Annotated in this window: 14 protein-coding genes; 9 read left to right on the top strand and 5 right to left on the bottom strand. The window is 67.6% G+C overall.

Annotated elements, in window-relative coordinates:
- Window positions 1-29: 29 nt before the first annotated feature.
- The 3 genes from ACV7NQ_RS34240 to ACV7NQ_RS34230 form a co-directional block, all read right to left on the bottom strand.
- Window positions 30-341, bottom strand: coding sequence for an urease subunit beta (locus ACV7NQ_RS34240; protein WP_463363337.1), 312 nt, complete (start codon window positions 339-341; stop codon window positions 30-32).
- A 77-nt stretch (window positions 342-418) separates the two neighbouring features.
- Entirely contained in the window at window positions 419-721 is a 303-nt protein-coding gene (locus tag ACV7NQ_RS34235; RefSeq protein WP_463363336.1) for an urease subunit gamma, read from the bottom strand.
- An 81-nt stretch (window positions 722-802) separates the two neighbouring features.
- Window positions 803-1,216, bottom strand: a complete 414-nt coding sequence (locus ACV7NQ_RS34230) for a PaaI family thioesterase (RefSeq protein ID WP_463365924.1) — start codon at window positions 1,214-1,216, stop codon at window positions 803-805.
- 219 nt (window positions 1,217-1,435) lie between these two features.
- On the opposite strand from ACV7NQ_RS34230, the gene ACV7NQ_RS34225 reads away from it, so the two are divergent.
- From ACV7NQ_RS34225 to ACV7NQ_RS34185, 9 genes are all read left to right on the top strand, one after another.
- Window positions 1,436-1,639, top strand: coding sequence for a hypothetical protein (locus tag ACV7NQ_RS34225; protein WP_463363335.1), 204 nt, complete (start codon window positions 1,436-1,438; stop codon window positions 1,637-1,639).
- A gap of 70 nt (window positions 1,640-1,709) precedes the next feature.
- Window positions 1,710-2,108 carry a BlaI/MecI/CopY family transcriptional regulator gene (locus ACV7NQ_RS34220; RefSeq protein ID WP_463363334.1) on the top strand — a complete coding sequence of 133 codons (399 nt, stop codon included), beginning with the start codon at window positions 1,710-1,712 and terminating at the stop codon, window positions 2,106-2,108.
- 62 nt (window positions 2,109-2,170) lie between these two features.
- The gene (locus ACV7NQ_RS34215) at window positions 2,171-3,109 is read left to right on the top strand and encodes a M56 family metallopeptidase (RefSeq protein ID WP_463363333.1); all 939 of its coding nucleotides are present in this window, start codon (window positions 2,171-2,173) and stop codon (window positions 3,107-3,109) included.
- A 121-nt stretch (window positions 3,110-3,230) separates the two neighbouring features.
- A complete protein-coding gene (locus tag ACV7NQ_RS34210; protein ID WP_463363332.1) occupies window positions 3,231-4,691 on the top strand; it encodes a DEAD/DEAH box helicase in 1,461 nt (486 codons plus the stop codon).
- Window positions 4,692-4,694: 3 nt separating this feature from the next.
- Window positions 4,695-5,540, top strand: a complete 846-nt coding sequence (locus ACV7NQ_RS34205; protein ID WP_463363331.1) for a DMT family transporter — start codon at window positions 4,695-4,697, stop codon at window positions 5,538-5,540.
- Between the two features lie 97 nt (window positions 5,541-5,637).
- Complete coding sequence (locus ACV7NQ_RS34200; protein ID WP_463363330.1) at window positions 5,638-7,074, top strand: GuaB1 family IMP dehydrogenase-related protein; 1,437 nt, start codon at window positions 5,638-5,640, stop codon at window positions 7,072-7,074.
- Between the two features lie 444 nt (window positions 7,075-7,518).
- Window positions 7,519-8,937 carry a hemolysin family protein gene (locus ACV7NQ_RS34195; RefSeq protein WP_463363329.1) on the top strand — a complete coding sequence of 473 codons (1,419 nt, stop codon included), beginning with the start codon at window positions 7,519-7,521 and terminating at the stop codon, window positions 8,935-8,937.
- Entirely contained in the window at window positions 8,930-9,994 is a 1,065-nt protein-coding gene (locus ACV7NQ_RS34190; RefSeq protein ID WP_463363328.1) for a hemolysin family protein, read from the top strand. The genes ACV7NQ_RS34195 and ACV7NQ_RS34190 overlap by 8 nt, the downstream gene beginning before the upstream one ends.
- Window positions 9,995-10,075: 81 nt before the next feature.
- Window positions 10,076-11,071 (top strand): 3-methyladenine DNA glycosylase, encoded by a 996-nt coding sequence (locus ACV7NQ_RS34185; RefSeq protein WP_463363327.1) that lies wholly within the window; start codon window positions 10,076-10,078, stop codon window positions 11,069-11,071.
- Window positions 11,072-11,323: 252 nt separating this feature from the next.
- Here the strand turns inward: ACV7NQ_RS34185 and ACV7NQ_RS34180 are convergent, their stop codons facing one another.
- Complete coding sequence (locus ACV7NQ_RS34180) at window positions 11,324-11,848, bottom strand: GNAT family N-acetyltransferase (protein WP_463363326.1); 525 nt, start codon at window positions 11,846-11,848, stop codon at window positions 11,324-11,326.
- A gap of 258 nt (window positions 11,849-12,106) precedes the next feature.
- Complete coding sequence (locus ACV7NQ_RS34175) at window positions 12,107-12,679, bottom strand: hypothetical protein (RefSeq protein ID WP_463363325.1); 573 nt, start codon at window positions 12,677-12,679, stop codon at window positions 12,107-12,109.
- Window positions 12,680-12,723 lie beyond the last annotated feature (44 nt).

The following is a 12,723-nucleotide window of genomic DNA, read 5'->3' as shown; positions in this document are numbered from 1 at the left end:
GAATGCCCGCGCGGGGCACGGGCGTCGGACTAGTCATCGAGATGCCCAGGCGGGTTCAGGCTGATGCCGTAGACCTCGCGGGTGCCACCCAGCGGAACCAGCGAAACCCGTTGTCCGAGACCGGGTTCGAAGCGCACGGCGGTCCCGGCCGCGATGTCGAGGCGGCGGCCGTGGGCAGCTGTCCGGTCGAAGCGCAGCGCCGCATTGGCCTGCGGAAAATGCACGTGGCTGCCGACCTGCACCGGCCGGTCGCCGGTGTTCACCACATCGAGTTCGATCCGGTCGGCGCCTGCGTTGAGTTCGATGGTGCCCTCGGCACAGAGATATTCGCCCGGAATCATCGCGCCGCGCCTTTGCCGGACATCTGCACTCGGTCGGGTCGCGTGAACGCTTCGCGATTGTGTCTCAAGCGACTCGCCTAGCCGATCGGGTGGTGGACGGTGACGAGCTTGGTGCCATCCGGGAAGGTGGCCTCGACCTGCACATCATGGATCATCTCCGGGACACCCGCCATGACATCGTCGCGCGTCAGAACCGTTCGCCCCGAGGACATCAGCTCCGCGACCGAGCGCCCGTCCCGAGCCCCTTCCAACACGTGGTCGGTAATCAGCGCGACCGCCTCGGGATGATTGAGCTTCAGCCCGCGCGCCTGCCTACGCCGGGCCAGCTCGGCCGCGTAGCTCAGCAGCAGCCGTTCCTGCTCGTGCGGCGACAGTCGCATCCGGGCTCCTCACCTGGTCGGGTGGATAGGATGACGGTCATTCTGGCACGGCCGTTCCGACCGTGCCCGGCGAGCGCCCGGTCAGTCCCGCGCGGGCAGGTTCTGCAGACGGACCTGCCCACGTGCCACCGTGCGACCCGCGTCGTCGGTGAGCACGACCTGCCACAACTGCTGCAACCGGCCACGGTGCAGCGGTGTCGCCTCGCCGAAGACCTTGCCCTCGCGGACCGAGCGCAGGAAGTCGGTGTTGTTGTTGACCCCGACGACGGTGCCCTTATTACCCTGCGCGGTGTACCAGACGCCGCCGCCGATGCTGGCAAGGGTTTCGACGATCGTGCAGTACACGCCGCCGTTGATGATGCCGGCCAACTGAAGCAACTGCGGCCCCGCGATGAGCTCGCCACGCACCAGGTCCGGCGTCACCTCCGTGAACTGGAGTCCGATCAGATCGGTGAAGGTGTTCTTGCTGAGCTCGGTCATCACCTCGGGCGTCATGTCCGCCAGCGACTGGATCGGAGCTTCCTGCTGTGTCATGCGTTCAGATTTACACCCCACAAACGCACCGGAGTTGCCGGGCCCCCGGGCCGGCAACTCGCACAAACAGAGCTCCGGGTTGCCTCCTCACGCCAACGCATTACATAATTAGGTAAGCCTGCCCTATGTTGAACAGGCGGGCCATTCAGCTGCCCGGCCGGTTCGACGGCCGAGGAGATCGTGCGCGGACTTCGCTTGCCGCGCACTCGCGGCTGCCACGGGCGCTCACCGCGCTGGTGGTCGGCGCTCGGTCTCGCCGGCGCGATCACCCAGTCGATTCTGCATAATCCGCTCGACGCGTCGGTGCTCGAGGACCCGGCGTCCGGTCGGCCGATGGTCGTACCCATCGGCACCAGGCACGTCCTCGCGCCGTATGACAAATGACACACAGCTACCAGGCAGTCACGACAGGGTGTAGTACGCAATTGTGTCGTTGAGTCCGTAAACTTGTGGCATGGCAGGACTTGGTGAACTCGAGAAAGCGGTCATGGACCAGTTGTGGTCGAGCGACGAACCGCAAACGGTCCGGCAGGTGCACGAGGCATTGGCTGCCCGACGCGAACTCGCGTACACCACCGTGATGACGGTGCTACAGCGGTTGGCGAAGAAGAACCTGGTGGTCCAGCGCCGCGACGATCGTGCCCATCGCTACGCACCCGTGCACACCCGCGACGAGTTGGTGGCGAGTTTGATGTTCGACGCATTGCAGCAGGCCGACGAAGCGGGCAGTCGTGCCGCGGCACTCGTGCATTTCGTGGAACAGGTCGGCAGGGATGAGGCTGATACTTTGCGCGAAGCACTCGCTAAGCTCGAAGCATCCGAGGGCACTGCGCCACCGTCACCATCGCAGTAACCTCGGTCCCGGCCTCACAGTGCCGTGAGCGCCCTGGCCCCACAACGCAGTGAGCTGAGTCGATGAACGCAACCGCGCCGGTCTTCGCCGGACTCGCTTTGCTTCTCGCGGGGCCTGCCGCAGCGCTGCTGAGCCGAGCGACCTGGACCTACCGGACGCCACGGGCCGCACTCGTGCTGTGGCAGGCCATCGCGCTCGCCGCCGTGCTCAGCGCCTTCGGCTCCGGCCTGGCCATCGCCGCCGAACTGCTCGTCCCCGGACCCGACGGTCGACCGACGACCGCACCGGCCAGGGAGATCGAGGCGCTCGGGCTGCCACTGTGGCTGGTCTATGTCTTCGTCTTCGCGCTCACCCTGATGGTCGGCGGCAGGTTGATCTACGCGGTGATCCGGGTCGGCGTGCATACCCGTAGGCGGCGTGCGCGCCACCGCATGCTTGTTGATCTGCTCGACCAGAGCGGACCACGTCGGCGCGCGGCCGACATCCGGGTGCTCGCCGCAACCGAACCCATCGCCTACTGCCTGCCCGGCCTGCGCCAGCGGGTGGTGTTGAGCGAGGGCACGCTGACCAACTTGGACGACGCCGAGATCACCGCGATCGTCAGCCACGAGCGCTCGCACCTGCGCGCGCGCCACGACCTGGTGCTCGAGGCATTCACCGCGGTGCACGAGGCATTCCCCCGGGTGGTGCGCAGCAGGGCCGCGCTCGGCTCGGTGAAACTGCTGATCGAATTGCTCGCCGACGACTCCGCGGTGAAGGTGACCGGCCCGACCCCGCTAGCGCGGGCGCTGGTGGCGTGTTCCAAATCGACCGCACCGCAGGGTGCGCTCGCGGCGGGCGGGCCGACCACGCTGATCCGCATCCAGCGATTGGGTGGCCGGATCGGCGACATCCGCGTCGCCTCGGCGGCCTACCTGGGCTCGGTGGCGATCCTGGTCGTTCCGACCATGGCCGTCGCGGTACCCTGGTTGGTCGAACTGGATCGGCTTTTCCGCAACTGATTCATCCCGGTCTGACCTGACATACCCGGCTTTATCTCGTTCCGACGGCCGGGCCAACCATCTCGGCCTGCACCACGCGTGCCCGGGTTCCTTCCGCCGAGACACGAAAGGCACACACCCTTTGACCTCCTCGATCCCTGCCACCGCCGCGCCCGACGTGACCTTCGCGGACCTGGGCCTACCGGTCCCGCTCGTCCAGGCGCTGCGCCGCGACGGCATCGAGGCCCCGTTCCCGATCCAGGCCGCGACGGTGCCCGACGCCATGGCGGGTAAAGACGTACTCGGGCGCGGCCCAACGGGTTCCGGCAAGACGCTCGCGTTCGGGCTGCCGATGCTTGCCCGGCTCGCCGGGGCCTCTGGCAAACCGGGCAAGCCGCGCGGACTGGTGTTGGTGCCGACCAGGGAACTGGCCACGCAAATCGAACGCGCGCTGGACAATCCGGCGCTCGCGCTCGGGCTGCGGGTCGCCGCGGTGGTCGGTGGCGCGCCGATCAAACGGCAGGCCGACCGGCTCGCGCGCGGCGTCGACCTACTCATCGCCACGCCGGGACGCCTGGAAGATCTGATCAACCAGCGCTCCGCCGATCTTTCCGAGGTCCGCATCACCGCACTGGACGAGGCCGACCACATGGCCGATATGGGCTTCCTGCCCCAGGTCACCAAGCTGCTGGACCGGACGCCGAACGATGGTCAGCGCCTGCTGTTCTCGGCCACCCTGGACGGAGAGGTCGACAAGCTCGTCAAGCGCTATCTGCGCGCCCCCGTCACGCACTCGACCGCGCCGGCGTCGGCCTCGATCACCACTATGTCGCACCACCTGCTGCACCTACGCAAGGTGGACAAGCGCACCATCGTCGCCGAAATCGCCGCACGCGACGGGCTCACCATCATGTTCGTGCGCACCAAGCACGGCGCCGACCGGCTGGCCAAGCAACTGCGCGCCACCGGCATCACGGCGGGCGCACTGCACGGCGGCAAGGCACAGAACAACCGAACCAGGACGCTGGCGGCGTTCGCCGACGGCTCCACCCCGGTCCTGGTAACCACCGACGTCGCCGCCCGCGGTATCCATGTGGACGGGATTTCCCTTGTCGTGCACGTGGATCCGCCCGCCGAGTCGAAGGCATATCTGCACCGCGCCGGACGCACCGCCCGCGCGGGCGAGGACGGCGTTGTCGTCACGCTGGTCACCGAAGACGAGCGCAGCGACGTCGAGAAGATGACGCGCAAGGCCGGTGTCGAGATCGAGGCGGTCGAGGTTCGGCCGGGTGATCGGCAGCTGATCGCGATCACCGGGGCAAGGCGGCCGTCCGGGGTGCCGATTGTTACGGCCGCCGTGGCGGAGTCCACCGAAGCCACGTCGAAGGCGAGTGCGGCACGGCGGCGTTCGGGTTCATCGAGCCACGCGAATTCACCCAGCGGCTCCGGTTCCGCCGCGGCGGGCGGTCGCGGTTCCGGCGCCGCGAAGAAGACCGGCCGCTCGACCGGTTCCGCCACCAGCGGCGACACGCCCGGGCGTTCTCGGCGACGCGCCGGACGGCCGCAGGGCGTGCCGGGTACCAGCTATCACAGAGCAAACTAACCGGTGTCGCATCATCCGTTGGGTGCCATTGTCTTCGCGCTGCTCGCGGCGCTGCTGTTCGCTCTGGCCGCGGTCACGCAGCAACATGCGGCGTCCGCGGTACCCGAAGACGCATCACTGATGCGCTCGCTGCTGAGCAACCCTCGGTGGTGGGCCGGAATCGTCGGGGACGCAGGCGGATACGCCATGCAGGTCGCCGCGCTGGCACTGGGTGCGGTGCTGCTCGTACAGCCGATCCTGGTCAGCATGCTGGTCTTCGCGCTGCCGCTGTCGGCCCGGCTCAACGGTCGCCGCGTCACCGGGCGGATGTGGGCGACGGCCATCGCGCTCACCGCCGCGCTGGCGTGCTTCCTGATCGTCGGTGATCCCACCGAGGGGAACGCCAACGCGCCGCTCCATCAGTGGATCCTGCCATTGGTGATCCTGCTCGGTCTGATCGCCGCCGCGGTCGCCGTGGGTCTCAGCACCACCGACCCGGCGCGGCGCGCGATGTTGCTCGGCGCGGCGGGCGGCTCGCTGTTCGGCCTGGCGGCCGCACTCACCGCCTGCGTCACCGCCTTGTTCGACCACGGCATGGGCCAGGTACTCGCCAGTTGGCAGACCTGGGCGCTCGTAGCCTCCGGTCTGGTGGGCCTCTACCTCCAGCAGCGCGCTTTTCAAGCCGGACCGCTCGCGGCATCACTGCCTGCCGTCACCATCACCGAACCCCTCGCCGCGGCGTTCGTCGGCATCGCCGTCCTCGGCGAGCGACTGCGCACCAACGGATTCGGCTTCGTGGTGATCGGCCTCGCCGTAATCGTCATGTGTATAGCCACAGTTCGGCTCTCGCGGGCGCAAGCCGCTGCCTGACTGGCGGTAATCGGCTGTGATCCTCGAATCCCCCGCGCCGCGCATCGAATGCCCGGGAATTGCACGCGACCCCCACGCGCCAGTTATCATCGGTCAAGTGCAGTTTCTCCCTGGCCATCAGCCGCCCTACGACCTGACCTACGACGACATCTTCCTCGTCCCGAATCGGACGGATGTCGCGTCACGGTTCGACGTCGATCTGTCGACAGTCGACGGGTCCGGCACCACCATCCCCATCGTCGTGGCGAACATGACCGCGGTCGCCGGTCGCCGGATGGCCGAGACGGTCGCCCGCCGCGGCGGCATCGTGGTGCTGCCACAGGATCTGCCGATCAGCGCTGCCGCCGACACCATCGCCTTCGTCAAGAGCCGATCGCTCACCGCCGACACTCCGGTGACCCTGGACCCGGAACGCTCGGTATCCGAGGCCGTCGCCCTGATGCACAAGCGCGCCCACGGTGCGGTCGTGATCGTGGACGGTGGCAAGCCGGTCGGTGTCGTCACCGAGGCGTCCTGCACCGACGTCGACCGGTTTGCCCGGCTGCGCGATGTCGCGATCACCGATTTCGTGCAGGCTCCGGCCGCCACCTCGCCGCGCGACATCTTCGATCTCCTCGAAGCCAAGCACGCACACTTCGCCGTTCTCGTCGCGGAGGACGGCTCGCTTGCCGGCGTGATGACCCGCACCGGCTCCGTCCGCGCTGGCATCTACCAGCCCGCCGTCGACGCCAACGACCAGCTGCGCGTCGCGGCCGCGGTCGGCATCAACGGCGGCCTGGCCGCCAGGGCCAAGGCGCTGGTGGACTCCGGCGCCGACCTGCTCGTCATCGACACCGCACACGGCCACCAGGCCAAGATGCTCGAAACCCTCAGCGCCATCCGCGATCTCGGCCTCGGCGTGCCGCTGGTGGCGGGCAACGTCGTCTCCGCGGAGGGCACCCGCGACCTGGCCGCCGCGGGCGCGAACATCATCAAGGTCGGTGTCGGCCCCGGCGCCATGTGCACCACCCGCATGATGACCGGCGTCGGTCGCCCGCAGTTCTCCGCCGTTGCCGAATGTGCCGCCGCCGCAAAGGAACTCGGCGTGCATACCTGGGCCGACGGTGGCGTCCGGCACCCGCGTGACGTTGCGCTCGCGCTGGCCGCAGGCGCATCCAACGTGATGATCGGCTCCTGGTTCGCGGGCACCTACGAGTCGCCCGGCGACCTGCGCGTCGACCGCGACGGCAATGCCTACAAAGAGAGCTTCGGCATGGCCTCCAAGCGTGCCGTCGCCGCTCGCACCGCCTCCGACAGCGGTTTCGACCGCGCCCGCAAGGCGCTGTTCGAGGAAGGCATCTCCAGCTCGCGGATACGTCTGGATCCCGAGCGCCCCGGCGTCGAGGACTTGATCGACCACATCTGCTCCGGGGTGCGCAGCGCCTGCACCTACGCGGGTGCACGCAGCCTCACCGAACTGCACGAGAAGGCCGTGCTCGGCGTGCAGTCGGCGGCAGGGTTCGCCGAAGGCCGCCCGCTGCCCAGCGGCTGGTAGAGCATTGTTTGATTTGCAGCGCCTGCGGTGCTGTGTGTTCGCGGCCCCCTGAGGCTTGCGTCCGAGCGCCGAGACTCGCGACTACGTCGCATGCGCTTCGGCCACTCGGACGCAAGCCGGGCCGCGAACGGGCGCTCGTCAGACTCGCGCGCTGTTGGTCCGCGTCGACACGCGCACCTCACCTGCCCACCGGCCCACGCGATGACATGCGTGGGCCGGTAGCATGAGAGTTGCCGGTCTCCGGCACCACACGCTCCCGTTTGCCGAAAGGAACAAGTTGTCACCCGCGTCCGAGGGCGCCGCACAGGAGGGCTCCTCTACCGAGCCGGGTGACAAACCCGGCGCTCTCCATCCCGCAGCAGTCCAACTCGATCCAGACCCCCTCCCCGCGGCCCGCCTGGGTATCGAACGCCACGGCGCCGCGTCGTGCGGGTGGTGCTGACGATGACCGTCGTGCTCACCGTACTCAGCCTGATCGGGTTCATCGCCCTCACCGCAGGCACCGCACTGTTCGTCGCCGCCGAATTCTCGCTCACCGCACTGGAACGCAGCACCGTCGAGGCGCACGCGCGCACCGGTGACGCCCGCTGGCGGATGGTCCGGCAGGCGCATCGCACCCTGTCGTTCCAACTGTCCGGGGCCCAGCTCGGCATCACCATCACCACCCTGATCACCGGTTATATCGCCGAACCGGTGCTGGCCCGGCTGCTGGGTCCGCTGTTCGCCGCGCTCGGGGTGAGTGACCGTGCCGCACAAGGCATTTCATTGGCGCTGGCCCTGGTGCTGGCCACTTCGCTGTCGATGATCTATGGCGAACTGGTGCCCAAGAACATCGCCATCGCGAAGCCGCTGGGCACCGCGCGGCTGACCGCGGGCCCGATGATCGCCTTCTCCGTGGTGTTCAAGTGGATGATCCACTTCCTCAACAGCACCGCGAACTGGGTGGTCCGCCGCTTCGGCGTGGAACCGGCGGAGGAACTGCGCTCGGCACGTTCGCCGCAGGAACTCGGCTCGCTGGTGCGCACCTCCGCACTGCGCGGCGCCCTCGATCAGCGCACCGCGCAGGTGATCGACCGCTCGCTGCAGTTCGGCGAGCGCAGCGCGGAAGAACTGATGACGCCGCGGGTCAAGATCGAATCCCTGGACAAGTCCGACACCATCGCCGATCTCATCGCGGCCGCCAGCCGCACCGGCTACTCCCGCTTCCCGGTCATCGACGGCGATCTGGACAACACCCTCGGCGTAGTGCACGTCAAACAGGCATTCACCCATCCCGCGAGCGTCCGCAACACCATCCCGCTGCAACTGCTGGCGCGCCCGGTGCCGATCGTCCCGGCCAGCCTGGACGGCGACGCGGTGCTCGAGCGCGTGCGCGCCGACGGCATGCAGGTGGCGCTGGTTGTCGATGAATACGGCGGCACCGCGGGCATTGTCACCATGGAGGACATCATCGAGGAGATTCTCGGCGATGTGCGCGACGAGCACGACGAGGAGGAGCGCGACGTCCGCCGGGTCTCCGACGGCTGGGACTGCTCCGGGCTGTTGCGCATCGACGAGGTCTCCCGCGCCACGGGATACGACGCCCCCGAAGGGGAATACGAGACCCTCGGCGGTCTCGTGCTCACCCGGCTCGGCCGCATCCCGGTGACCGGCGACGAGGTGGTGCTGCCGAATCCGGGTTCGCACCATCGGACCCAGAACGAATCGCCCGACGACGGCGGCTGGGTCGCGCGCGTCGAACGGATGGACGAGCGGCGCATCGACCGGGTGCGGTTGCTGCCGGTCACCGCCGATGTGCTGCGCTCCCGCGTGCATCACGTCGACGAAGAACAGCGGATGGACCAGGAGCACAGCCGTGGGTGATCTGTTCGGAGTCCTGCTCACGGTGGTGCTACTCGCGGGCAACGCCTTCTTCGTCGCCGCCGAATTCGCGCTGATCTCCGCGCGCCGGGACCGCCTGGAAGCGCTTGCCGCACAGGGCAAACGCAACGCCAATACGGTGATCCGGGCCGGTGAGAATCTGTCGATGATGCTGGCGGCCGCACAGCTGGGCATCACCATCTGCTCGATCCTGCTCGGCCGCGTCGGCGAGCCCGCGGTGGCGCATCTGCTCGAGGGTCCGTTCGAACTGGTCGGCCTCTCCGATCAACTGCTGCATCCGGTCGCATTCGCCGTCGCGCTGACCATCGTGGTGATCCTGCACATCCTGTTCGGCGAAATGATCCCGAAGAACATCGCGCTCGCGGGTTCGGAACGCAGTGCGCTGCTGCTCGTTCCGATCCACCTGATGTGGCTGCGGCTGGCCCGACCACTCATCGCGTTCTACAACCTGGCCGCGAACCTGTCGCTGCGGCTACTGCGGATCGAGCCCAAAGACGAGCTCAATGCCACCGTCTCCAGCGTCGAACTCGCCGAGATGATCGGTGAATCGCGCTCGGAGGGGTTGCTCGACGAGGAGGAGCACCGACGCCTGACCCAAGCGCTCGGCACCTCCGATCGCATCGTCGCCGATGTGATGGTGCCCCTGGAGACGACGAGGTCGGTGCCGTTGCGCGACAATGGAACCACCCTCGGCGACATCGAGTCCGCGGTCGCGGAGACCGGCTTCTCGCGCTACCCGGTCCGCGCCGGCGACGGTTCGCTGGTCGGCTATCTGCACGTGAAGGACGTGCTCGACAAGGTCGCCGACGAGACCGCGGGGCCGAATACTCCTATCCCCCGCACCGACATTCGGCCACTGCCGACGCTGAGCATGGGCACCACCCTGTACGAGGCGCTCGCCCGGCTGCGCCGCACCAACAGCCATCTGGGCCGAGTCGTCGACGGTCGCGGCAACACCACCGGCATCGTCGCGCTGGAGGACCTGGTGGAGGAGTTCGTCGGCACTGTCCGCGACAACACGCACCGGGTGATCGAATGAGGTTTCGCTGGCATTGGTTGCTCGAATGAATTGGTGCACCGTGGTGCGCAGTGCCCCACTGGACGGGCTCCGGTGGCTCGGATGAGTCTGCGCGTGCTACCCGAAGCCGAATGGCGGGCGCGGGCCGCGGCGCATCGTTCGCGACTCGACGAACTCGTCGGCCCGTATCTCGAACGGCGGGCGGCGGGTTCGGCGCATCCGGTGATCGACTTTCTATTCACCTATTACGGGCACAAGCCCGCGCAGTTGCGGCGTTGGCATCCCGGATACGGGGTCGCGTTGGAGGGAGCGTTCGAGTACGACGGCGCACGGGGATACCATCGCCTCGCTCCGTCCGGTGATCCCGAACGGGGCGATATCGGGGACGACGGATCTCCGGACGCTACAACGCTTCCCGAATTCGGTTACCGTTCCGCCTTCGCCGCCGACCCGACTTACCTCGAGCGGCGCCGGGACACCATCGAGTTCATCGCGAACCTGTTGCGCGCCACCGCATCTCGGCCCGCCCAGTTGTCCTGCTTCGGACTGCACGAGTGGGCGATGGTGTACCGCACCGACGACGTCCGCCACCAGCAGGTGCCGCTGCGGCTCGGACCAGCGGGCACCGACGAGGTGGTCGAGTCGATGTCGTTGCGCTGCACCCATTACGACGCGTTCCGCTTCTTCACACAGGACGCCGCCGGCCGCAATGTCGAGCCGCTGACTCGGGCGGACCAGATGTCCCGCGAGCAGCCCGGCTGCCTGCACGCCAATATGGACCTCTACAAATGGGGTTTCAAGCTGGTCCCGCTCATCGCCTCCGACGTGCTTCTCGATTTCTTCGAGTTCGCCTGCGCCGCACGGGAACTCGATATGTGCGCGAGTCCGTATGATCTGTCCGAGTACGGATACGAGCCGGTGCGCATCGAGACTGCCGCAGGGCGGGCCGTGTACGTCCGAGCCCAATCCGTACTGGCGGAGCGCTCGGTACGACTGAGACAGACCCTGCTCGATCTGTGCGACGGGTTGCTCGCGCCCGCCACTCACGCACCCCGCACCCGAGCATTCGGCGCGCAGGCGCTCCGACCTAGACAATAGGGACAATTCCGCTCCGCACCCACCACCCGACTGCCGCTGGTCGGTGCCCAGGGGTCTCCAGGGACATCGGCCGATCTGCAGTCCGATATCGCCCCGCGGCGCAGGAATTCCTCGGCACCGGCCGCACCTCGGCACCGCGCGCGGACTGCGGGCCGGGGTCGATGCCGGAAAACGGTCTGCAGGGCGATGTTCCGGCCGCCGACCGCAACAGCCGGCTCAGCACCCAGAGTGCGGTGGCTTGTCTCGTCGGCGTCAATCGATCCAGTAGCGGCGTTTCAGTGCCTGGCGGCGGAGCTGGGGTTCGATGGATTCCAGTCGGCCGCCGCAGGATTCGATGACGCGGATCGAGGCGATATTGTCGTCGTCGCAGGTGACCAGGACCCGGTCGACGCCGATCGATCGTACGATGACCAGGCTTTGGCGGAGGATCTCGCGGGCGTAGCCGCGGCGACGGTAGGCGGGTAGGACGCAGTAGCCGATGTGACCGCCGAGTCGGAGAAGTCGCGCGTTCAGTGCGTGACGGATCGATGACCGGCCGACGATTCTGCCGTCGGCTTGCGCCACCAAGAATGTTGCCGCGACCTCGTCGCCGAGTAGCCCGCCACCGAGCCGCTCGTCCTCAATGTCCGTCAGATAGTCCGCCCACGACATGCCTGCCGTGACACCGAAGCCGAAGTCGAAATCGTCCGGCGTCATCGCCTCGTGCGCCGCGTGAAACTCCCGCTCGTCGGAACTCCGCAACGGCCGCAACCGCAGCTCCCCATTCAAGGCACCCACCGGCCGAGCATAGGCGCGGTCCGGCGGGTTCGATGCGCACAGGTATCGTCGAATGGTTCGGCGGACGAGATCTCGGGAAGGGCTGGGCGACACGTGATCCGAATGGAGGAAGTCACCGTTCCGAGCATGTGCCCGGGTATCCCCACCGCGCCAAAGGTATTCGCGCGGCGCCGCAAACACCGAGTTGCGTCGTCAACCTTACGGACCTCGGCTACGTCCGATACTGCATCCGACACGTTCCGTTGCGGCAGAAGATATTCACGATGAGTCGACGAACCGATACCAACGCCCGTGGAACGGTTGGTATTCGATGCCACGACCGCCCGGTGGCCCGATGCTCGGCGGCGGATCGGCCGGGAAATAGGCGAAACCTTCCGAATTCTCCGATGTCCCTTCGGCATAGAACAGACACCCGCCGTCGCGCGGCGTAATGAAGGTGATGCTGTACACGCCGAGCAGGGTGTGGTGACCGGGGTTGACGCAGTTGATCGACTGGTCTTCGAGGATGCCGCGCGAGACCTGCCAGCCCGCGTCCTGCGGCATCTCGAACCACACCAGGGCAGCCAGGGCGGTGACCATGAGTGGGGCGGCGAGGCTGTTCTGGATGGTGTGATAGCGGATCAAACCGATCATGCCGAAAACCAGTGCGACCACGCTGACCACCGAAAGCCCCACCCACAGCATCACTTTGGTGAATACATCACCCAGGGCCGCCAGCTCCCAGCACAGCGCAGCACACAGTACGGCGATCACACAGGTGATGAACCCCATCCAGATGACGAACCAGCGCGGGGCGCCCGAACGGGTGCGGACGGGACCGGCGCTGCTCATGCCCTCAACATACGTCGGCGGTCACCGGCCCGAGCCCCAATCGA

It is taken from the genome of Nocardia sp. Tas62D01 (assembly GCF_055232035.1).
Note: the sequence above shows the minus strand (reverse complement) of the source record. Positions and strands in the feature narration are given on the sequence as shown.

Coding starts and splice junctions, on each gene's coding strand:
- ACV7NQ_RS34240 (WP_463363337.1), bottom strand. CDS start 341: ATGATTCCGGGCGAATATCTCTGTGCCGAGGGCACCATCGAACTCAAC.
- ACV7NQ_RS34235 (WP_463363336.1), bottom strand. CDS start 721: ATGCGACTGTCGCCGCACGAGCAGGAACGGCTGCTGCTGAGCTACGCG.
- ACV7NQ_RS34230 (WP_463365924.1), bottom strand. CDS start 1,216: ATGACGCCCGAGGTGATGACCGAGCTCAGCAAGAACACCTTCACCGAT.
- ACV7NQ_RS34220 (WP_463363334.1), top strand. CDS start 1,710: ATGGCAGGACTTGGTGAACTCGAGAAAGCGGTCATGGACCAGTTGTGG.
- ACV7NQ_RS34215 (WP_463363333.1), top strand. CDS start 2,171: ATGAACGCAACCGCGCCGGTCTTCGCCGGACTCGCTTTGCTTCTCGCG.
- ACV7NQ_RS34195 (WP_463363329.1), top strand. CDS start 7,519: ATGACCGTCGTGCTCACCGTACTCAGCCTGATCGGGTTCATCGCCCTC.
- ACV7NQ_RS34185 (WP_463363327.1), top strand. CDS start 10,076: ATGAGTCTGCGCGTGCTACCCGAAGCCGAATGGCGGGCGCGGGCCGCG.
- ACV7NQ_RS34175 (WP_463363325.1), bottom strand. CDS start 12,679: ATGAGCAGCGCCGGTCCCGTCCGCACCCGTTCGGGCGCCCCGCGCTGG.